Genomic DNA, 18,885 nt, shown 5'->3' with positions numbered 1-18,885 from the left:
GGAACACCGTCCTCGACCGATGCATCGGCGGAGGCGCTACGCGACTGTCGCGCCCACGGGCGGCGAGTCGACCAACCCGAAGTGGCACGCCGGCCCGGCCGCCGAGCCGGTCGTCGGTGGTTCGCACACCCTCGCTCGGTTCGACCGAACCGAGCGAGGGCTGCAAGAGCTCAAGCAACCGTCGCGCCCCCACGCCCAGAACCCGCCAGCGCCGCCTTCCCGGCCAGCAGGACCGCCCGTGCCCGTGCCACACCCCTGGCAGTCGCCGCCGCTCCGCCGCCGACGGCCACCGGCCGCCTTCCGAGGCCCGCGCAGGGACGGCAGATGCCCGGTTCCGGCACCGGATCGCGGCACTCGGCGCACTCCGCGAGCCGGGGCGCCGCAGCAGGCGGCTCGGGAGCACGCGCGGGCGGCTTCTTCTGCTTCAACCGGTACCGCAGGACCGACGCCGCCGAGTGCATCGGGACGGGCAACCCGGGCAGCAACGCCCGGGCCATGTCCTCCACGCTGCACCCCCGCTCCAGCCACTCCACGACGAGCGGCGCCAGGGCCATCGCCTCCGCCTCGCCCAGCCGCAGCCGGGGCTCCGGCCGGATCACCCGGAACAGCACGGCCACCGCCTCCCGCACCCGCCCGTCCGGCTCGCCGACCTCGCCGACCTCGTCGGCCACATCGGCCGCACCGACCGCACCAGCCGCACCGGCCGTTCCAGCCAGATCCGCCGCCTCGGCCGCCTCGGCCTCGTCGGCCGTGCCGACGAACTCCGGGGGGAGGGAGGGTTCTTGCTCTCGGTCCTTTAAAAGGGTGTCTGCGGACCCGGCGCTCCCTCCACCGGCCGCCGGACGGGTGACACCCGGGGCCGCCGCCCGGCCCCGCTGCGGGGTGTCGTACACGTGCGCCTCGCTGCGGATCGTCCCGTCGGGCATCCGGATCTTCTCGACCCGGTAGTACCCGGCGTCGACCAGCTCCTTCAGCGCCCGCCGGACGGCTCCGCGCCCCTGCGGGCTGGTGTCGGCCATGTGCCGGCCGTCCTCGCGCCATCCGTCGGGCCGGGAGAGGAGGTCCGCGAGCAGCCCGCGGGCGGTGTAGCTCAGCCGCCGGTCCTGCAACAGGCCGTTGGGAAGCACGGTGAAGTGGCGTACCTGTTCGGTACGATGGATACGCATCGGGAGTTGCTCTCCTGGTGCCGGGCCCCGGGGTGTTCGCAGCACCGCCGGGGTCGCCTATTTTCCGTTAGGCCACGGAACGTACCACAACAGCCTTTTACGCAAATCCTGTTGACGTTATCGGCGCCAAACGACCGTTCCCGCCCGCAGTTGATTGAGCCGGCCTCCGGAAAACCGATCGATCCGGACACGATTGATCAAGCCCCGCGCCGGGCAAGCAGACGAATATCCCGCGCAATACCTGACGGCGCAACAACTACGCCAACGAACCACCCAGTCACTCCAGGGATTCCCCACCTCTGGGCGTGTTGACCCCGCCCCCTCCTCCCCCGTCCACCAGACTGGGCGGCGACCCGCGTCTCCACGATCCGAGGAGGGCTTGCCCATGAACGTCACCGTCCGGCTCGCGCAGCAGCCTGAGGCCGACGAACTGCTCGGGCGCAGCGCGCTCGCCGCGCTCGTCGGGATGTTGCTCGATCAGCAGGTGCCCATGGAATGGGCGTTCGCCGGCCCGCTCACCATCGCGCAGCGGCTCGGGCGGGAGGACCTCGACGCGCACGAGATCGCCGTCCACGACCCGGAGGCGTTCGTCGCCATCCTCTCCGCCAAGCCGGCCGTCCACCGCTACCCGGCCGCGATGGCCAAGCGGGTGCAGCAGCTCTGCCAGTTCCTCGTCGCCCAGTACGACGGGGACGCGTCCGGCCTCTGGCGGGACGTCAAGTCCGGCCGGGAGCTGCTCAGCCGCCTCAACGCCCTCCCCGGATTCGGAAAGCAGAAGTCGCAGATCTTCCTCGCACTCCTCGGCAAGCAGTACGGCGTGCAGCCCGAGGGCTGGCGCGAGGCGGCCGGCACGTACGGCGAGGAGGGGGCGTACCACTCGGTCGCGGACATCACCGGCCCGGAGTCCCTGGAGAAGGTGCGCGCCCACAAGCAGGAGGTGAAGCGCGCCGCCAAGGAGGCCAAGGCGAAGGCCTGATCACGCCGCGGCCGCCCGTGCCCGGCCCTCGCGAGGAGTGCCGGGCACGGGCGGCGCGACGGAGAGCCTCCGCCTCAGGAGAACAACACCAGCGACGCGGCGGCCGGCGCCCTCCGGGCCCTCAGCGATCCGCTGCGCGACGACGGCGCAGGTGGATCCCGCCTCCGGCGACCACCAGTACGGCCGCCGCCCCGGCGGCCGCGGTCTGCCAGGATCCGGCGGTATGCGACTCGGCCGATGCCACCGGCTGCGCGTCGGGCGCCGGCTGCGCGTCGGCCACCGGCTGCTCGGTCACCGACTGCGCGTCGGCCACCGGCTGCTCCCCGACCGCCGCCTGGGCGCCATCCACCAGTCCGAAGCCGCCGGCCAGGCCCTTCTGGTCGTACCCGGAGCCGGGCTGCTTGTCCGCATACCGCCCGGACACCAGCTTCTGATAGTCCGCCAGCGTGATGTTCTGGCGACCCCCCAAGCCCTTGGTGGCCTCGGAGTTGAGCGGCACGACGTCACCGCTCGGCGTGAGCCGGTACCAGGCGTGGATCTGCGGTTCGCCGAAGGTGCGGGCACCGGCGGTGGCGCCCTCCGCCAGCTTGACCTCGCTGTCTCCGTCCCGGATGCCGGCCAGTTGCCAGGCGTTGCCGCCCTTCGCCTGGGGCGCGAGCAGCACGGCCGCCTGATGGCCGTCGGCGGCGTTCACCCGCGAGACGAGGTAGGAGAGGTTCAACGCGCCCTGCGCCGTCGGCTGGGCCTTGCCCGAGACGAAGCCCGGCGACAGCTCGTACAGCGGGACGGGGTCCTTCAGTTCGAACGCCGGCGCACCCACCGCCTTCGGGGCGTTCGGCCGCGCGCCCGTGGCGCCCCCGTCGGCACCCGTGCCGCCACCTCCGGGCGCGGCGGCGTTCTTCACGGCACCGAGGAAGCGGGAGACGGTGGTCTGCGTCTGTCCGGAGTGGAGCACCTGCTGTGCGGCGCCGTAGTCCGGCACGTCGGCCGCGACGCTCGGCCCGGTCCCGCCCTCGGCCCACGCCGGTGTAGTGGCGGCAACCACCCCAGCCAGTGCCACGGCCGTGAGAGCGACAATGCTCGGCTTCTGCATGTCCGTTCGCCTCCTCATGCGTGGATGCCCGTTCGCGAGTGGGTCCACTGGAACGAGTTGTTGTTGACGTAGGTGTCGAAGTTCCACCAGGTGTAGGTCTGCGTGCTGGGCCACGGATCGCCCACCGCGATCATGTTGCTGGTGCTGTCGTAGCCGTAGATGACGTTCATGTGGCCGCCACCCGACCGCCAGCCGATCCGCACGGCGAGCGGGCGGCCGCCGGCTATCTCGTTGGAGACCTCGCTGAACGTCGCGTTGCGGCTCAGGCCGTAGCCGGTGTTGCGGAAGCCGATCCGGGAGAGGCCGTTGGCCATGTCCTCCAGCGTTGCGGGCTTGTCGTTGCAGTCCAGCCAACGGCCCTGCGCAGCGAGGCGGCAGAAGTCGTACTGGTTGTACTGGGTGTAGCCCCAGTAGTTGGCGATGGTCAGGCCGGAGGCGTCCCAGCACCACTGGTCCTGGACCTGCTTCTGCATGGTGATGTCGAGCGCCGTCCAGCTGGTCGGCCGGGTGGAGCTGCAGACCGGCAGGTTGCCGGTGTTCTCCCTGATGAAGGCGTCTGCGATGTAGAAGGCGCCGGACCAGATCCATCGGTTGTTGCTCTCGACCGTGTCGCCCGTGGTGCGGCAGATCATCGGAATCCGGTCGCCCACCTGGGCCTGGCCGGTGGTCTGGGCCGAAAGTGACGGCAGCACACGCTCGTTGACGGTGCTGTAGTTGCCCTGTCCCCCGACGACAGTGCCCTTGACCAGGTCCGCCTGGGCCGTCACACCCAGGCCGAACGCGATCGTGCCGGCCAGCAGGGTGGCGGCGGCCGCCACCACCGCCGTCCGACGTGACTTTCTACGGTGTCTGCTCATGCGTCAGATCGCACTCCCCGTTTGCGGTGAAAACTGAATTCCGGGGAGTCTGGCAGAACCACACGATGACCGGAACGAGCGATTCCGAACACGGTGATCCCGCTTTCAACCCAAGGATGTGACGTTTAGTCAACTTTGTTCATTATCCCGCATGTTGTCGACTGGTCACGCGACTTGGTCTAGTCCACAGTTACACAATCATTACCGCCCGGAGAAGATTCCAAGACATCTCGCCGATGCGTAAAATTGCACACAGTTAGTGCAATGTTACTGTCGATGATGATTCCAGAAGCGGCGATTCGGCATTCCGAAGCAGTGCTTATGGAGCGTCTCCCGCCCCGTCGGTCGGTCGACGCCTGTGCCCGGCACTCGCGAGGAGTGCCGGGCACGGGCGCTGCGGTGAGCCACCGTCAGGCGAACAGCACCAGCGAGGCGGCGGCCGGCGCCAGGTAGATCAGCGGGAACGCGATGTGCCCGTACGCCTTCGCCCGGGCCACGGTGATGGCCGCACCGCCGAAGTACAGCACCAGGCCGATCGCGGCCAGCACCCCGATCACCGGCAGGAAGAACCCGACCACCAGGCCGACCGCCCCCGCGACCTTCGCCGCGCCCAGCCAGTTCCACCACGACTGCGGCACCCCGTAGTCGGCCAGCGGCTGCACCACGTACGCGGCGCGGGCGAAGATCGACCCGCCCGAGAAGCCCGCCATCACGGCGGCCAGGACGGTGACGACGACGTAAGCGACGGACATCGGATTCTCCTCGGTTGCGGGTCTCTCGCGCTCTCTCACCCCTCTGACCCGCCGCACCGCGCGAACGTGACACGCCTGCCGAAGATTTGTCCGGATGCTGCGTCAGGCCCGTGCGAGTGCCTTCTCGTCCGCGTCGGCGAGCCAGAAGTACAGCGCGGACAGGGCGAGTTCGAGCACCATCAGGCCCACCTGGAACCCGTGCGGCCACCCCTCCACGGCGATCGAGAGCACCCGCCCGAGCGCGCCCAGCAGGAAGACGCCTGTCAGCACCCGGACCGCCGCGGCCGGGACCGGCGTCTGCCGGGCCGCCCAGATCCACGCGAGCCCGTACCCGGCGAAGATCGCGCCGAAGAACCGGCCCATGCTGTCGACCGTCGGGCCGGCGTCCGCCGCGCCCGGGACGGCGGCGTTGCCGCCCAGGACGTGGAGGAGCCCGATCGCCACGTCGGCGATCCCCATCGCCCACGCAAGTAACCGCAGAGCCTTGACCCTTGCCATGACCGACTCACCCCTCACTGCTGGTTGACACACGTCTACTTAAGTAGGGACCTCTAGTGGACACGTGTCAAGTAGGCTTCCCCCGTGCCTCCCCGCCAGCAGAGTCAGCAAAGCCCACAGAGCCCACAGAGCCCACAGGACCGGCCCCGCCGACGCCTCAGCCCCGCCGACCGCCGCGCCCAGCTCCTCGCCGTCGGCGCGCAGCTCTTCGCCGCGCGCCCCTACGAGGACGTGCTGATGGAGGACATCGCCGAGCAGGCGGGCGTCTCCCGCGCGCTGCTCTACCGCCACTTCCCGGGCAAGCAGGACCTCTTCGCCGCGGTGTACCAGCAGGCAGCCGACCAGCTGCTCGCCGAGACGCGGTTCGACCCCGCCGACACCCTGGCCGAGCAGCTCGCCCAGGGCATGGACACCCACCTCGACTACTTCATCGCCAACCGCAACGCCGTCCTCGCCGCCAACCGGGTCCTCGCCGGCGACCCGGTGATCCAGACGATCATGACCAACGAGCTGGACGCCCTCCGCGCCCGCCTGCTCGGCGTCCTCCCGCTCGCCGACGCGGGCGCGCGCGAGGCCGTCTCCGGGGTCCTGAAGAGCTGGCTGGTCTTCGTCCAGGTGCTCTGCGTGGACTGGCTCACCAAGGAGACCTGCACCCGCACCGAGCTGCGCGACGTCTGCATCGGCGCCGTGCTGGGGGCCGTCCGCCCGCTCCTCGCCACCGACCCCGCCCCGGACTGGCCGCGGTAACGACCGGGCGAAAACGTGTTGCCCGCCCACCTCGTGCCGCGCGACGCTCGACGGATGACCGACACCACCGCGCCCAGCGTGTCCGCCCTCTTCTCCGGCGAGGGCCGGCTGACCACGATCCCCCGCAAGGCGGCCCGCCGCGAGCAGCTGCTCACCCACCTCGCCGGCACCCTCTTCGACGCGGACCGCGCCTACACCGAGCACCAGGTCAACGACGCGCTGCGGACGGTCCACGACGACTACCCGGCCCTGCGCCGCCTCCTGGTCGAGGGCGGCCACCTCACCCGCCCCAAGGACGGCAGCAGCTACCGCCGCACCTCCTGACCACCCCCCGATCCACCCGCGCAACCCTCAGGCCGGCCGCGAAACCCTCAGGTCAGCCGCCGGTACGCGTACGCCCCCGGACCTCCCGGACGAAGTACCGCCCGTGGCTCTCCGCCGCCATCAACTCCCGGTGCACCCGGCCGGGCACGGCCTCGTACACGTAGACGTGCCCGCTGGTGAACTCCAGCTCCAGCACGAGCAGCGCCGCGTCGTACCCGACCGAGCGCAGCGCCGACGAGTCCACCGCCTGCCGCCTCATCGCGCTCCCAGTGTGCGCACGAGGGCCCCGGCCGCGCATCGCGACCGGGGCCCCTCACACACCGACCGTCAGACCAGGACGGGCTGCCGCTCCTCCGGCGCCTCCGCCACCGCGGCGTCCGCAGCCGGCGCCGCCTTCCGCTTCGGCAGCGCGCACATCAGCAGGAACACCACCACCAGCACCCCCGCGACCCACCACATCGCGTGGACGAACGCCCCGTTGAACGCCGTCCCGACCGCGGCCGGAGCCGGCATCTCGGGCATCGCGCCGAAGAACGCGACCGACACCAGGCCCAGCCCCAGCGCGTTCCCCACCTGCTGCACCGTGTTGATCAGGCCCGATGCCGAGCCGGCGTGCTCACGCGGCACCTCCGCCAGGACGGCGTCCGTGATCGGCGCGACGATCAGCCCCATCCCGAGGCCCATCACCACCAGCGGCAGCGCCATCTGCCACGGCGCGATGGCCGTCCCGTACCGCTCGGCCTCCCAGATGTACGTCAGGACGCCCGCCGCCATCACCAACGCGCCCGCCTGGAGCACCTTCCGCCCGAACCGCGGCACCAACTGCTGCACCGAGAGCCCGGCCGCCACCGAGACCGCGATCGAGAACGGGATGCCGGTCGTGCCGGCCTTCAGCGGGCTCCAGCCCAGGCCCAGCTGCATGTAGAGCGTCCAGACCAGGAAGAAGATCCCGGAGACGACACCGAAGGCCAGCTGCACGCCGATGCCGGCCGCGAAGCTCTTCACCCGGAACAGCGACAGCTCGACCAGCGGCGAGCCGTCCCGCCGCGTCTTGATCCGCTCGTACGCCACGAAGAGCGCGAACACCGGCAGCGAACCGGCCATCGAGAGGTAGCCCCAGAGCGGCCAGCCGGCCTCCCGGCCGTGGGTGAGCGGGTAGATCAGCATCAGCAGGCCGACGCTGGCCAGCGCCACACCCAGCAGGTCCAGCTTCAGCGCCTTCTCCGCCCGGGACTCCCCGATGAACGCCCGGCCGAGCAGCAGCCCGGCGATGCCGACCGGCAGGTTGATCAGGAAGATCGGCCGCCAGGCCAGGCCGAAGAGGTCCCACTCGGTCAGCAGCGCGCCGATCATCGGGCCGGAGACGGCGCCGAGGCCGACCACCGCGCCGAACATGCCGAACACCTTGCCGCGCTCCTCCGCCGGGAAGGTCGCGTGGATGATCGACAGCACCTGCGGCACCATCAGCGCCGCCGTCGCGCCCTGCACCACCCGCATCGCGACCAGCATCTCGGCGCCGCTCGCCAGGCCGCAGAGCGCGGAGGCGACGGTGAAGCCGCCGATGCCGAGCAGGAAGAGCCGCTTGCGGCCGTAGATGTCGCCGAGCCGGCCGCCGGTGATCAGCCCGATCGCGAAGGCCAGGGCGTAGCCGCCGGTCACCCACTGGACCGCGCTGAACGAGGCGCCGGTGTCCGCCTGGATGCTCGGCACGGCGATGTTCACGATCGTGACGTCCACCAGGTCCATGAACGAGGCCGTCATCACGATCGCCAGCGCGATCCACCTCCGCCGGTCGGAATCCACTGCACCCATCACGTTCTCCTCCGCTACCTCGCTCTTCGGCACGTCTGCGACAGTAGAGGTCATGTAGGTCAGATCCTGTCCTCCTTGTCCGGCATCCTGGTCGTCATGACGGACACACCGGCACGGCTGCTGAATCTGCTCTCCCTCCTTCAGACCCCGCGCGAGTGGCCCGGCAGCGAGCTGGCCGAGCGCCTCCAGGTCAGCCCGCGGACGATCCGCCGTGACATCGACCGGCTCCGCGAACTGGGCTACCCCGTCGAGGCGACGATGGGCGCGATCGGCGGCTACCGGCTGGTGGCCGGGACGGCGATGCCGCCGCTGCTGCTGGACGACGAGGAGGCGGTGGCCATCGCGGTCGGCCTCCGGGCGGCGGCCGGTCACGCCGTGGTCGGCATCGAGGAGGCGTCCGTCCGCGCGCTCGGCAAGCTGCTCCAGGTGCTGCCGGGCCGCCTGCGCCACCGGGTCGGCGCGCTGAACACGGCCACCGTCCCGCTGCTCACCGGGGACGGGCCGACCGTCGACCCCGAGGACCTCACCGTGCTCGCCAACGCCGTCACCAACCGCGAGCGGCTCCGCTTCGGCTACCGGGCGGGCAACGGCGCCGAGACCCGCCGCCAGGTCGAGCCCAACCGCCTGGTCTCGGCCGGACGGCGCTGGTACCTCGTCGGGTACGACCTCGACCGCGACGACTGGCGGCTCTTCCGGGTGGACCGGATCAGCGAGCCCTTCGCCACCGGCGCCCGCTCCACCCCGCGCGAGCTCCCCGCCGAGGACGCCGCCGCGTACGTGGCGAGCAAACTCCGCCGCCTCAGCCCCACGTACACCCTGGTCGCCACCCTGCACACGCCGGCCGCCGACGTCGAGCGCTGGCTCACCCGGAACAACGACTCCTCGGTCGAGGCGATCGACGAGCAGAGCTGCCTCATCCGCTCCCGGGCGGATTCCCTCGAATACCTGGCCATGCGCCTGCTCATGCTGGGCTGCGAGTTCGAGGTGCACGAGCCGCCGGAGATGAACACCCACCTGCGCGCCCTCGCCGCCCGCGCCAACCGGGCGGTCGACAACGCGGACGGTGCGAACAGCGGCAGCTAGGCCGCCACCCGGTACCAGCCGTTCCCCATCCGGAACCAGAGCACGCCGTCCCGCCCGTACGCCCGCGTCCGGTCGAGCTCGCCCGGCAGCCGGAGCCCGGCCCGTCGACGCTCCTTCCACACCCCGCCCACGAGCTCGCACCACGTCAGCCCGGCCGAACGCAGGAGGAAGACCGCTCGTTCGCCGCCAACGGCGAACCCGACCGGCTCGCGCGCCGGGAGCGGCAGCGACAGCGCCGCCGCGCCCGACGGGTCGATCCGGGTGAGAAAGCTCCCCTTGGTGTCCGGGTACCAGGCCAGCCAGACCGCCCGGCCCTCGGTGGCGGCGGCGAGCCCCTCCAGCGGGTACGCGGGCAGCTCACCCCGCTGCGGGCTCCAGACCGTACGGCCGGCCGCGTCCATCCCGTGCAGCCCGGTCTGCGAGGCGAAGTGGCCGCCGTAGACGCCCTCGTCCCCGTAGACCAGCCAGATCAGACCGGCCCGGTCGGTCACCAGCGCCTGGATGTCGTGGCCGAGCGTCAACTCCCGCTTCGGCGTCCCGTCCGGCCCGTACACGACGGCGTTGCGTTCCCACCCGTCCGGCTCTTCCTCGGCACCCGCACACGCCACCAGGGTCCGGCCGCCGGGCAGCAGCGCCAGGTGGTCCGGGTGCACGCCGACACCGCGCAGCGGCATCCGCCACTCGCCCTCCGGCGTCACCGTCACCAACTCGGCATCGCAGGGCAGGTCGAGGCGCATCCAACCGTGGGGCTCCGACAGGTTCTCATCGGACACCACCAGTACGACCAGCTCGCCGCCCGGCCCGACCGTCCAGCCGAAGGCCCGGCGGCCCGCCCTGAACTCCTGCTCGGGCAGCCGCCAGACCTCGACCGGTTCGTTCATCCGATGATGATCTCAGACCCCGTACTCGGCGGTGATCACCGCACGCGCCAGCGTGTGGAAGGTGATGTGGAACCCGATCTGGGCCGCGGGCGTCTCGGCGGTGACGTCCAGCGCGTCCACGTCCAGCGCGTGCACGGCGAACGCGTACCGGTGGGCCGGGCCGGGCGGCGGGGCGGCCCCGTCGTACTTGTTGCCGGGGAAGTCGTTGCGGGCGTGGAAGGAGGCGTCGCCCGGCAGGTCGGCATCGGACGAGCCCGCGCCGCGCGCCAGGGCGGCCGTGCCGGCGGGCAGGTTGAGGGCGAGCCAGTGCCACCAGCCGGAGCCGGTCGGGGCGTCCGGGTCGTAGCAGGTGACGGCGATGGACCGGGTGCCCGCCGGCAGACCCGACCAGGCCAGCTGCGGCGAGAGGTTGCCGCCGGCGTGGATGAACTCCTTGGCCAGCGTGCCGCCTTCGGCGATGTCCTCGCTGGTCAGAGCGAAGGACGGCACCTGCGGCAGGAATTCGTACGGCAGCGGCGGACGGACACTCATGAAGGGTCACCTCTCGGCGGGCTGCGCGGCGCAGCTCAGGCTGAATGACGCGATTCACTGTAGTGGGGTGCCGCCACCGGCCACCCCGTCCTAGAGTCGGGACATGGCCTCCAAAACCGCCCGCCTGCTCGCCGACTCCCGACAAGCGCTCTTCACCATGCTCGGCGTCCTGGCCGTCCTCTGGCTGGTCCAGCTGGTGAACTGGACGGACGACTACGGGCTCTCCCGCGAGTGGGGCCTGCGCTCGCAACGCCTGGACGAGCTGCCCGACATTCTCACCATGCCTCTGCTGCACGGCAGTTGGGACCACATCGAGGCCAACTCCTGGCCGCTGTTCGCCTTCGGCTTCCTCGCCGCCTACCGCGGCATGAAGAAGTTCCTCTGGGTCTCCCTGGTCGTCCTCCTCACCGGCGGCCTGACGGTCTGGCTGTTCGAGCGGCCCGAGGCGGTGACGGTCGGCGCGAGCGGCATGGTCTACGGCTACTTCGGCTACGTGGTGCTGCGCGGCCTCCTCGACCGCAACCTGCTGGACGCGGTGATCGGCGTCGTGGTCGCGGCGGCGTACGCGTACGTCCTGCTCGGCGTGGTGCCCGGCGACCCGGGGATCAGCTGGCTGGGCCACCTCGGCGGGCTGATCGGCGGGCTGGGCGGCGCCTGGCTCTTCCGCAACCGCGGCCCGAAGCCCGCCACCGCACCCGCGCCCGCGCCCGCCGCACGGCAGGCCGCCGCACTGCAGGCCACCGGCCCCCGTTCCGCCCTGCTCAAGGAGCTGGACGACCTCGGTCTCTGAGCCACCACCCGCCCACCCCAGCCAGGTCTAGACCAACCCACCCCCGGCGGCTAGCGTGAGAGGGCACCCGCCCCCCTGCTCCGGAGCCGCACCGTGGAGTCGTCCGTCCTCGCCTTCGCCACCGACCTGCTCGACGAAGGCGCCGACACCTTCTTCGGCAACCTCACCGACCGGGCGGGCGTCGGCGGCGTCACCCTCGCCTCGGTCTACCACGAGGCCCGGGACGTCTTCCCGCACAACCCGCACCGGGTGATCCGCTACCTGGAGCCCGGCGCCGCCTACTTCCGGCCCGACCCGGCCCGCTGGGCCGGCCGCCGGCTGCGGCCCGCCCCCTCCACCGCGATCGGCGACCGCGACCCCTTCGCCGAGGCCGCCGCCGAGGCCCGCCGCCGCGGGCTCAAGCTGCATGCGTGGACGGTCTTCTGCCACAACGACCGGCTCGGCTTCGAGCACCCGGACTGCGCCCCCGCCAACGCCTTCGGCGACCGCTACCTCACCGAGCTCTGCCCCGCCGGCCCGGAGGTCCGCGAGTACGCGGTGACCCTGGTCGGCGAGCTGGCCCGGTACGGGGTGGACGCGATCCGGGCCGAGTCGCTGCACTTCCACGGCCTGCGCCACGGCTACCACCACGAGCGCTACTTCGAGGAGCCGGGCCCCGTCGCCGAGGCCCTGCTCGGGATCTGCTTCTGCGACCACTGCCGCACGGCCGCGGGCCGCGCGGGCGTACCGGCCGACGAGGTGGCCGCCGCCGTCCGCACCGAAGTGCGCCGCCGGCTGGCCGACGACGCGGCCGCCGCCGAGCCGGGCGCCCTGGACGAACTGGCCGGCGGCGCGTTCGCCGCCTACGTGGACGCCTCCGCCGCGACGGTGACCTCGCTCGCCGCCGAGGTGGCCGCGGAGGCGCGGCGGCACGGCATGCGGCTGAGCTTCATGGACGGCGGCGGCCCGGGGAAGGGCTGGCTCTCCGGCATCGACCTGCCCGCGCTCACGAAGGCCGCCGACCAGATCGAGACGCTCGGCTACGCGAAGACCCCGGAGGCCGTCCGCGAGAAGATCGCCGCGTTCGCCCTGCACGGCGTCCGCCCCCAGGAGATGGCGGTGATCCTGCGCCCGATGGCCTCGGACTGCGACGGCCCGGCCAACCTCGCCGCCAAGATCGCCACCCTGCGCGAGCTGGGCGTGCCGGAGGTCGAGTTCTACCACTACGGCCTGATGCGGCTCTCCTCGCTGGACCGGATCGGCGCCGCCCTGTCCGGCTGACCGCCGCCCGACCGGGCGAAGGGACGTCAGCGCCGCCGCCGGGACGTCCCGAACAGGCTGCGCGAGATCTCCCGCCCGAGCTGCGTCCCCGCCGAGCGGGCGAAGGACTTGAGCGCCGGGTTGCTCAGCAACGACCCGAGCAGCCCGCCGCCGTCCTTCTCCTCCCGCTCCTGCCGACGCGACTCCGACGGCGCCCGCTCCTGCGAGGACGCCGGAGCGGACTCCCGAGCAGTCTCCGGAGCAGGAGCCGGCACCGGCGCCGCCTCGGGCCGCGCCGCCCGGGCCGCCAGCTTCTCGTACGCCGACTCCCGGTCGACGGCGTCCCGGTACCGGGCCGTCAGGGCGGACGCGTCCACCGCCGCCCGCAACGCCCCCGCCTCGACCGGCCCCATCAGCGACTGCGGCGCCCGCAGCCTGGTCGCCGCCACCGGCGTCGGCGCGCCCTTCTCGGAGAGCACCGTCACCACCGCCTCGCCGGTGCCGAGCGAGGTCAGCACCTCCCCCAGGTCGTACGCGGGCGACCTGGGGAAGGTCGAGACCGTCGCCTTGAGCGCCTTGGCGTCGTCCGGGGTGAAGGCCCGCAGCGCGTGCTGCACCCGGTTGCCGAGCTGGGCCAGCACGTCCCGCGGCACGTCCTTCGGCGTCTGGGTGACGAAGAAGATCCCGACGCCCTTGGAGCGGATCAGCCGGACGGTCTGGGTGATCGCCTCCAGGAAGGCCTTGGACGCGCCCTTGAACAGCAGGTGCGCCTCGTCGAAGAAGAAGACCAGCTTGGGCTTGTCCACGTCCCCCACCTCGGGCAGCTCCTGGTAGAGGTCGGCCAGCAGCCACATCAGGAAGGTGGAGAAGAGCCGCGGCCGGTCCTGCACGGCGGGCAGCTCCAGCACCGAGACGATGCCCCGCCCTCCCCCGCCCTCCGGGTGGGAGGCGCCTCCGTCGGTCGTCCGCAGCAGCTCGGCGGTGTCGAACTCCGGCTCGCCGAAGAACGCCCCCGCGCCCTCGTTCTCCAGCAGGGTGAGCGACCGCAGGATCACTCCGGCGGTCGCCGCGGAGAGCCCGCCGATGCCCTTCAGCTCCTCCTTGCCCTCCGGCGAGGCGAGGAAGGTGATGACGGCGGTGAGGTCCTTGAGGTCGTACAGCTCCAGGCCGCTCCGGTCGGCGTAGTGGAAGACCAGCCCGAGCGAGGCCTCCTGGGTCTCGTTCAGGTCCAGCACCTTGGCGAGCAGCAGCGGGCCGAAGCTGGTGACGGTGGCCCGGATCGGGATGCCCGTGCCCAGGCCGCCGAGTGCGTAGAACTCGCTCGGGCAGCCCTGCGGCGACCAGCTCTGCCCGACCTCGGCCGCGCGGGCGGCCGTCCGCGCGCTCGGCGCGCCGGGTGCGCAGACGCCGGAGACGTCGCCCTTGACGTCGGCCAGGAACACCGGCACGCCCTGGGCGGAGAGCTGTTCGGCGATCAGCTGGAGGGTCTTGGTCTTGCCGGTGCCGGTGGCACCCGCCACCAGCCCGTGCCGGTTGAGCACTCCGAGCGGGATCCGCACCGGGGCAGCGGGGTAGGCGGTGCCGTCCAGCAGCACCGCGCCGAGGTCGAGGGCGGGCCCGGTGAAGGCGTATCCGTCGGCGATCTCCCGCACCTGATCGGGTACGACGGCGGAGGACGGCGGCTCGGCGGTGGACATCGGGCACACTCCAGAGGGAGAGCTGAGGAACGATGTTCGCGACATTTCCCATGAAACAGCCGCATTCGTCCGCCCGCAGCTCGCACCGGAGCGCGTGGCGGGGCCGCCGCTGCTGCGCCATCCGCCGCCCAAACGGTAGGCTTTCCGTGTGATCTTCAAGCGCATCGGCAATGGGCGGCCGTACCCGGATCACGGCCGGACCAGCACCCGCCAGTGGGCGGACGTCGCCCCGCGCCCGGTGCGGCTGGACCAGCTGGTGACCACCAAGGGCCAACTCGACCTGGAGACCCTCCTCGCGGAGGACTCCACCTTCTACGGCGATCTCTTCGCCCACGTCGTGAAGTGGCACGGCGACCTCTACCTGGAGGACGGGCTGCACCGGGCCGTACGCGCCGCGCTGCAACAGCGCCAGGTGCTGCACGCCCGCGTCCTCGAAATGGAGTGACGGGCCGCTCACGCGCGCCCTCGCACCGCCTTCCGGTCATCCGCCGGAGGGCGGTCCGTTCGTACCCGGATACCTCCTTTCGGGTACCGGCATACTCCAGATGATGATCATTTAGTACCTTCGCAGCCGTCCGGCACTAGTCTGCTGACTACGGCCGCGACCACGGCGAACGCCAAACCCGGCCGACCCGTCACCCGATCCCCGCCCTGGCACGAGGGGGAGACAAACCGTGAGCATGTTGACTCCCCAAGGCCTGAAGGGGAAGCAGTACCGCATCACCGGCAACAGCTATCCACGGCTGGGCCGGCCGCCCAAGAAGAGCCGCAAGGTCATGGCCCTGATCGGCTCGCTGCTCGCGCTGGCGCTGATCGCGCTCGGCGGCGTCCAGCTCTACGACATCTTCACCGGCAAGGGCAAGAACGCCTCCGCCCAGGCCTGTGCGTCCCCGTCCGGCAAACCGCTGGCCGCACCCGCCCCCACCCCGGACGCGTCCCCGGGCGCCCCGGGCGCCCCCGCCGGCGACCCGCACGCCATCCCGCAGCCGGCCGGCTTCAAGCTGAACGTCTTCAACGCCACCACCAAGTCCGGCCTGGCCGGGCGAACGGCCGACGAGTTCACGAAGCGCGGCTTCACCGTGGACAAGAAGGGCAACGCCCCGGCCGAGCTGGACAAGAAGGTGCCCGGCACCGCCGTGGTGATCGCCGGCCCGGCCGGCGCCGGCGCCGCCACCCTGATCAGCTCGCAGATCGCCGGAGCCACCGTCACCACGGACGCCCGCACCGACAACAGCGTGGACGTCGTCGTCGGCGACAGCTACAACACCCTGCTGGACGAGACCCAGGCCGCCGCCGCACTGGCCCTGGCCACCAAGCCCTCGCCCACCCCCAGCACCACCGGCAGCTGCTGAGCCCGCCGGCCGCCCGCGAACGTACGAGAGCCCCCCGGCACGGTGCCGGGGGGCTCTCCTCGTCAGTACAGGGGGTCAGCCGGCCGTGCCGTACAGACGGTCGCCCGCGTCGCCCAGGCCGGGGACGATGTAGCCGTTCTCGTTCAGCCGCTCGTCGACCGCGGCGGTGACGACGGTGACCGGCAGGCCGGCCAGCTCCTTCTCCATCACCGCGACGCCCTCGGGCGCAGCCAGCAGCACCACGGCGGTGACGTCGGTGGCGCCCCGCTCGATCAGCATCCGGATCGCCGCGACCAGCGTGCCGCCGGTGGCCAGCATCGGGTCGAGCACGTACACCTGGCGGCCGGAGAGGTCGTCCGGCATCCGGGTGGCGTAGGTGGAGGCCTCCAGGGTCTCCTCGTTGCGCACCATGCCGAGGAAGCCCACCTCGGCGGTCGGCAGCAGCCGGGTCATCCCGTCCAGCATGCCGAGGCCGGCCCGGAGGATCGGCACCACCAGCGGGCGCGGGTAGCTGAGCCGGGTGCCGGTGGTGACCGCCACCGGCGTGGTGATCTCCACCTCCTCGGTGCGGACGTCCCGGGTGGCCTCGTACGCGAGGAGGGTCACCAGCTCGTCGGTCAGGCGACGGAAGGTCGGCGAGTCGGTGCGCTCGTCGCGCAGGGTGGAGAGCTTGTGGGCGACCAGGGGGTGGTCGACGACGTGGATCCGCATGCATCGAGGTTAGCCCGGCCCGGACGCCCGTACGACACGCCGCGGCGGGCCGCGGTCACTCTGCCGTGACACGCCGTGACGCACCGCGAATGTCCGGACGGAACGGCCTCCTGTGGTATCAATCGGGCCGATCTGGGAAAGTCACGTCCTATGACGAGCAACCCGAGGACCGGGGACGGCTCGGCGGACGGGCTCGCGGGCCCGTCGGGCGGGCGCTCGGACCAACCCCCGGAGCATCCGGAGACCGAGGCGGAACGCCGTAAGCGGCGGGCTGTCTTCCTGCGCGAGCTCGCCGAGGCTCGCGAACTGCGGGAGCGGGTGCAGCCCCGCCGCACCAAGGAACGCCGGATGCGCGAAGCGATGCGGATGCGAACCTTCCGGATCTGACGGGCCTCCCACCCCCTCCCGGTGCCGTCCGGCCGCCGTTCGAGCGGTCCCGGCCGGCCCGGCCTCCCTTCACCGGCTCCCGGCCAACCCTTCCGACACGACCTGCGAAGACGCGCTGCCGAACACCCCCCGCAAAGCCGGGCTTTCTGTCACGATTCCGATGGGACGGTCCGAACAGCGGACCGCCTCTGGCGCGGGGGCGGCCAGATTCCGCGTTGCCCGAGCGCGCCGACAGCCGAGACCGAGATCTTGGGAGTGTCCCTGGTGGCGTACTTCGCTGCAGTGCTTGCTCGCACCGAGGACGGGTGGGATGTGAGCGAGACGGAACTCGATGACGTCGAAACCCTGGCCGATCTGGCCGACCTGGCCCGCGAGGCCGCCCAGGACGACGACAGCGTCCTGGTCTTCATCGAACAGGAGGACGTCTGGTTCGCCGTCGTCCGGGTGGACGGTGAGGAGGACCCGCGGATCTTCGTGTCGGACGGCGCCGCCGCCGCCCGCAGCTCGTACGGCTCCGTCCTCACCGACGAGCTGGTCGACCAGGCCGGCGAGAGCGAGTTCGGCGACCTCGACAACCTCGTCGCCGAGCTGGAGGAAGAGGAGGAGGCACAGGAGCAGGAGGAGGACGACGCCGGCACCCGCGGCGGCGTCCCCGTCGGCCCGCTGGGCGACTCCCACCTGCTCTCCGAGTTCGGGCTGCCCTCCGAGGAGCTGCTCGCCCTCAGCGGCGAGGGCGCCGTTCCGGGCGACGCCCTGGAGGAGATCGCCGAGGCCCTCGGCTGTGGCGAGGTCCTGGAGTCGGTCCGGTAACGGCCGGCGGCGACCGGTGCCCGCCACCGGATGCCGGACACTGGATGCCATGCAGCCCGCGTCCGCCAGCCCGGCAGTCCCGCAGGAAGCCCCCCGGGCTGTCCCGCGGATAGCCCCGCTTCCCGCCCCCGTCCGCCCCGACCCGGTCCGCGACCGCTGGGCGGCGCCGATGCGCCTCGCCATCGCCGAGGCCGCACTGGCGCCGGCCACCGGGGACGTCCCGGTCGGGGCACTCGTCCTGGGTCCGGACGGCGAGGTGATCGGACGCGGCCACAACGAGCGCGAGGCGGTCGGCGACCCGACCGCCCACGCCGAGGTGGTGGCGATCCGCGACGCCGCCGCGAATTTGCGGAGGGCCGCGCGAAGCGCGCCGGACAAGGACGGTGGCGGGCGACGGGAGGGCGAGTGGCGGCTCAGCGGCTGCACCCTCGTCGTCACCCTGGAGCCCTGCACCATGTGCGCGGGCGCCATCGTCCTCTCCCGGATCGACCGGGTGGTCTACGGCGCCCTCGACGAGAAGGCAGGCGCCGCCGGCTCGCTCTTCGACGTGATGCGCGACCGCCGGCTCAACCACCGCCCCGAGGTCGTCTGGGGCGTCCTCGCCGACGACTGCGCCGAACAGCTCCGCGCGTTCTTCGACACCCACCGCTGAAACCCCGACCGCCGAACCCCCACCGCCGAACCCCCACCGCCGAACCCCGAGCACCGAACCCCGAGCACCGAACCCCCACCGCCGCGCCCCCACGCTGAACACCCGGCCCGACACCCTCGGGACCGGCCGCCCCGATACGGATTTCGTGACGGCGCCACCCGTCCGGTAGAGTTCCCCTCGGTAGCGTGTCCGAGCGGCCAAAGGAGCACGCCTCGAAAGCGTGTGTGGGGGCAACTCCACCGTGGGTTCGAATCCCACCGCTACCGCCAGCAACACGAGGGCCCCGTCCGAACCGGACGGGGCCCTCGTCGTTTCCGCGCACCCTCATACGCGGAAAGGGCTCCGAACCCGGGGCCGATGACCACCAACGCCCTTCGAGTACGGAGCTTCGAAGGGGGAGCGGTTCGGGGGGAACAACCGCTCCCCCGGCGGAGTCCCACAACCGGGGCCGCGTCGGGGGAAGCCGCGGCACCGGTCCCACAGCGGGGAGCTCCGGATCCATCTACCGGGGATTCCTGCCAGATCCT

The 18,885-nt window shown here is 72.0% G+C and carries 22 protein-coding genes and 1 tRNA gene; 12 read left to right on the top strand and 11 right to left on the bottom strand.

Annotated features, from left to right (window positions below; translation table 11 throughout):
• Positions 1-170: 170 nt before the first annotated feature.
• Positions 171-1,166 (bottom strand): hypothetical protein, encoded by a 996-nt coding sequence (locus OG286_RS21320; protein ID WP_396324056.1) that lies wholly within the window; start codon positions 1,164-1,166, stop codon positions 171-173.
• 385 nt (positions 1,167-1,551) lie between these two features.
• Here OG286_RS21320 and OG286_RS21315 point away from each other — a divergent pair, with 385 nt between their 5' ends.
• A complete protein-coding gene (locus OG286_RS21315; RefSeq protein ID WP_396324057.1) occupies positions 1,552-2,142 on the top strand; it encodes an HhH-GPD-type base excision DNA repair protein in 591 nt (196 codons plus the stop codon).
• Between the two features lie 121 nt (positions 2,143-2,263).
• Here the strand turns inward: OG286_RS21315 and OG286_RS21310 are convergent, their stop codons facing one another.
• The 4 genes from OG286_RS21310 to OG286_RS21295 all read right to left on the bottom strand — a co-directional run bounded on the left by OG286_RS21310 (position 2,264) and on the right by OG286_RS21295 (position 5,342).
• Positions 2,264-3,235, bottom strand: coding sequence for a hypothetical protein (locus OG286_RS21310; protein WP_405365674.1), 972 nt, complete (start codon positions 3,233-3,235; stop codon positions 2,264-2,266).
• A gap of 14 nt (positions 3,236-3,249) precedes the next feature.
• On the bottom strand, positions 3,250-4,092 hold the full coding sequence (locus tag OG286_RS21305) for a papain-like cysteine protease family protein (protein WP_396324059.1): 843 nt from the start codon (positions 4,090-4,092) through the stop codon (positions 3,250-3,252).
• A gap of 410 nt (positions 4,093-4,502) precedes the next feature.
• Positions 4,503-4,844: a DoxX family protein gene (locus OG286_RS21300; RefSeq protein WP_396324060.1), complete on the bottom strand. Its 342-nt coding sequence runs from the start codon at positions 4,842-4,844 to the stop codon at positions 4,503-4,505.
• 102 nt (positions 4,845-4,946) lie between these two features.
• The gene (locus OG286_RS21295) at positions 4,947-5,342 is read right to left on the bottom strand and encodes a DUF4345 domain-containing protein (protein WP_396324061.1); all 396 of its coding nucleotides are present in this window, start codon (positions 5,340-5,342) and stop codon (positions 4,947-4,949) included.
• A gap of 84 nt (positions 5,343-5,426) precedes the next feature.
• On the opposite strand from OG286_RS21295, the gene OG286_RS21290 reads away from it, so the two are divergent.
• Both OG286_RS21290 and OG286_RS21285 read left to right on the top strand, forming a co-directional pair.
• On the top strand, positions 5,427-6,089 hold the full coding sequence (locus OG286_RS21290; RefSeq protein WP_405365673.1) for a TetR/AcrR family transcriptional regulator: 663 nt from the start codon (positions 5,427-5,429) through the stop codon (positions 6,087-6,089).
• Positions 6,090-6,143: 54 nt separating this feature from the next.
• Complete coding sequence (locus tag OG286_RS21285; RefSeq protein WP_405360441.1) at positions 6,144-6,413, top strand: DUF2087 domain-containing protein; 270 nt, start codon at positions 6,144-6,146, stop codon at positions 6,411-6,413.
• A gap of 52 nt (positions 6,414-6,465) precedes the next feature.
• Here OG286_RS21285 and OG286_RS21280 read toward each other — a convergent pair whose 3' ends face one another.
• Positions 6,466-6,672 (bottom strand): KTSC domain-containing protein, encoded by a 207-nt coding sequence (locus OG286_RS21280; RefSeq protein ID WP_405360443.1) that lies wholly within the window; start codon positions 6,670-6,672, stop codon positions 6,466-6,468.
• 68 nt (positions 6,673-6,740) lie between these two features.
• Positions 6,741-8,225: an MFS transporter gene (locus OG286_RS21275; RefSeq protein WP_396324126.1), complete on the bottom strand. Its 1,485-nt coding sequence runs from the start codon at positions 8,223-8,225 to the stop codon at positions 6,741-6,743.
• Positions 8,226-8,321: 96 nt separating this feature from the next.
• Here OG286_RS21275 and OG286_RS21270 point away from each other — a divergent pair, with 96 nt between their 5' ends.
• Positions 8,322-9,308: a helix-turn-helix transcriptional regulator gene (locus OG286_RS21270; protein ID WP_396324065.1), complete on the top strand. Its 987-nt coding sequence runs from the start codon at positions 8,322-8,324 to the stop codon at positions 9,306-9,308.
• On the opposite strand, the gene OG286_RS21265 is transcribed toward OG286_RS21270, so the two are convergent.
• Positions 9,305-10,189, bottom strand: coding sequence for a hypothetical protein (locus tag OG286_RS21265; RefSeq protein WP_405360445.1), 885 nt, complete (start codon positions 10,187-10,189; stop codon positions 9,305-9,307). The two genes, OG286_RS21270 and OG286_RS21265, sit on opposite strands and share 4 nt — an antisense overlap.
• Before the next feature lie 12 nt (positions 10,190-10,201).
• A complete protein-coding gene (locus OG286_RS21260; RefSeq protein WP_396324067.1) occupies positions 10,202-10,720 on the bottom strand; it encodes a YbhB/YbcL family Raf kinase inhibitor-like protein in 519 nt (172 codons plus the stop codon).
• Between the two features lie 103 nt (positions 10,721-10,823).
• On the opposite strand from OG286_RS21260, the gene OG286_RS21255 reads away from it, so the two are divergent.
• Together OG286_RS21255 and OG286_RS21250 are read left to right on the top strand one after the other, a co-directional pair.
• The gene (locus OG286_RS21255; RefSeq protein WP_405360447.1) at positions 10,824-11,510 is read left to right on the top strand and encodes a rhomboid family intramembrane serine protease; all 687 of its coding nucleotides are present in this window, start codon (positions 10,824-10,826) and stop codon (positions 11,508-11,510) included.
• Between the two features lie 93 nt (positions 11,511-11,603).
• On the top strand, positions 11,604-12,770 hold the full coding sequence (locus OG286_RS21250; RefSeq protein WP_396324069.1) for a hypothetical protein: 1,167 nt from the start codon (positions 11,604-11,606) through the stop codon (positions 12,768-12,770).
• Between the two features lie 26 nt (positions 12,771-12,796).
• Here the strand turns inward: OG286_RS21250 and OG286_RS21245 are convergent, their stop codons facing one another.
• Complete coding sequence (locus tag OG286_RS21245; protein WP_396324070.1) at positions 12,797-14,446, bottom strand: helicase HerA-like domain-containing protein; 1,650 nt, start codon at positions 14,444-14,446, stop codon at positions 12,797-12,799.
• A 148-nt stretch (positions 14,447-14,594) separates the two neighbouring features.
• Between OG286_RS21245 and OG286_RS21240 the strand changes: the two genes are divergently transcribed.
• Both OG286_RS21240 and OG286_RS21235 read left to right on the top strand, forming a co-directional pair.
• Positions 14,595-14,891 carry a type II toxin-antitoxin system VapB family antitoxin gene (locus OG286_RS21240; protein ID WP_030061387.1) on the top strand — a complete coding sequence of 99 codons (297 nt, stop codon included), beginning with the start codon at positions 14,595-14,597 and terminating at the stop codon, positions 14,889-14,891.
• A gap of 235 nt (positions 14,892-15,126) precedes the next feature.
• On the top strand, positions 15,127-15,798 hold the full coding sequence (locus OG286_RS21235) for a LytR C-terminal domain-containing protein (RefSeq protein ID WP_405363741.1): 672 nt from the start codon (positions 15,127-15,129) through the stop codon (positions 15,796-15,798).
• A 75-nt stretch (positions 15,799-15,873) separates the two neighbouring features.
• On the opposite strand, the gene upp is transcribed toward OG286_RS21235, so the two are convergent.
• Positions 15,874-16,509 carry a uracil phosphoribosyltransferase gene (gene upp / locus OG286_RS21230; protein ID WP_329488640.1) on the bottom strand — a complete coding sequence of 212 codons (636 nt, stop codon included), beginning with the start codon at positions 16,507-16,509 and terminating at the stop codon, positions 15,874-15,876.
• Between the two features lie 150 nt (positions 16,510-16,659).
• Here upp and OG286_RS21225 point away from each other — a divergent pair, with 150 nt between their 5' ends.
• The 4 genes from OG286_RS21225 to OG286_RS21210 all read left to right on the top strand — a co-directional run bounded on the left by OG286_RS21225 (position 16,660) and on the right by OG286_RS21210 (position 18,627).
• Entirely contained in the window at positions 16,660-16,896 is a 237-nt protein-coding gene (locus OG286_RS21225; protein WP_396324071.1) for a hypothetical protein, read from the top strand.
• Between the two features lie 264 nt (positions 16,897-17,160).
• The gene (locus OG286_RS21220; RefSeq protein ID WP_396324072.1) at positions 17,161-17,706 is read left to right on the top strand and encodes a tRNA adenosine deaminase-associated protein; all 546 of its coding nucleotides are present in this window, start codon (positions 17,161-17,163) and stop codon (positions 17,704-17,706) included.
• 49 nt (positions 17,707-17,755) lie between these two features.
• Positions 17,756-18,358, top strand: coding sequence for a nucleoside deaminase (locus OG286_RS21215; RefSeq protein ID WP_396324073.1), 603 nt, complete (start codon positions 17,756-17,758; stop codon positions 18,356-18,358).
• Positions 18,359-18,537: 179 nt separating this feature from the next.
• Positions 18,538-18,627, top strand: a tRNA-Ser gene (locus tag OG286_RS21210).
• Positions 18,628-18,885: the final 258 nt, after the last annotated feature.

Source organism: Kitasatospora sp. NBC_00039, assembly GCF_045160625.1.
GTDB lineage: Bacteria > Actinomycetota > Actinomycetes > Streptomycetales > Streptomycetaceae > Kitasatospora.
The sequence above is the reverse complement of the archived record's forward strand: the minus strand, read 5'-3'. Positions and strand labels throughout refer to the sequence as shown.

Coding starts and splice junctions, on each gene's coding strand:
- OG286_RS21310 (WP_405365674.1), bottom strand. CDS start 3,235: ATGCAGAAGCCGAGCATTGTCGCTCTCACGGCCGTGGCACTGGCTGGG.
- OG286_RS21265 (WP_405360445.1), bottom strand. CDS start 10,189: ATGAACGAACCGGTCGAGGTCTGGCGGCTGCCCGAGCAGGAGTTCAGG.
- OG286_RS21260 (WP_396324067.1), bottom strand. CDS start 10,720: ATGAGTGTCCGTCCGCCGCTGCCGTACGAATTCCTGCCGCAGGTGCCG.
- OG286_RS21255 (WP_405360447.1), top strand. CDS start 10,824: ATGGCCTCCAAAACCGCCCGCCTGCTCGCCGACTCCCGACAAGCGCTC.
- OG286_RS21285 (WP_405360441.1), top strand. CDS start 6,144: ATGACCGACACCACCGCGCCCAGCGTGTCCGCCCTCTTCTCCGGCGAG.
- OG286_RS21245 (WP_396324070.1), bottom strand. CDS start 14,446: ATGTCCACCGCCGAGCCGCCGTCCTCCGCCGTCGTACCCGATCAGGTG.
- OG286_RS21295 (WP_396324061.1), bottom strand. CDS start 5,342: ATGGCAAGGGTCAAGGCTCTGCGGTTACTTGCGTGGGCGATGGGGATC.
- OG286_RS21315 (WP_396324057.1), top strand. CDS start 1,552: ATGAACGTCACCGTCCGGCTCGCGCAGCAGCCTGAGGCCGACGAACTG.
- OG286_RS21300 (WP_396324060.1), bottom strand. CDS start 4,844: ATGTCCGTCGCTTACGTCGTCGTCACCGTCCTGGCCGCCGTGATGGCG.
- upp (WP_329488640.1), bottom strand. CDS start 16,509: ATGCGGATCCACGTCGTCGACCACCCCCTGGTCGCCCACAAGCTCTCC.
- OG286_RS21225 (WP_396324071.1), top strand. CDS start 16,660: ATGACGAGCAACCCGAGGACCGGGGACGGCTCGGCGGACGGGCTCGCG.
- OG286_RS21275 (WP_396324126.1), bottom strand. CDS start 8,225: ATGGGTGCAGTGGATTCCGACCGGCGGAGGTGGATCGCGCTGGCGATC.
- OG286_RS21235 (WP_405363741.1), top strand. CDS start 15,127: ATGTTGACTCCCCAAGGCCTGAAGGGGAAGCAGTACCGCATCACCGGC.
- OG286_RS21270 (WP_396324065.1), top strand. CDS start 8,322: ATGACGGACACACCGGCACGGCTGCTGAATCTGCTCTCCCTCCTTCAG.
- OG286_RS21215 (WP_396324073.1), top strand. CDS start 17,756: ATGCAGCCCGCGTCCGCCAGCCCGGCAGTCCCGCAGGAAGCCCCCCGG.
- OG286_RS21320 (WP_396324056.1), bottom strand. CDS start 1,166: ATGCGTATCCATCGTACCGAACAGGTACGCCACTTCACCGTGCTTCCC.
- OG286_RS21280 (WP_405360443.1), bottom strand. CDS start 6,672: ATGAGGCGGCAGGCGGTGGACTCGTCGGCGCTGCGCTCGGTCGGGTAC.
- OG286_RS21305 (WP_396324059.1), bottom strand. CDS start 4,092: ATGAGCAGACACCGTAGAAAGTCACGTCGGACGGCGGTGGTGGCGGCC.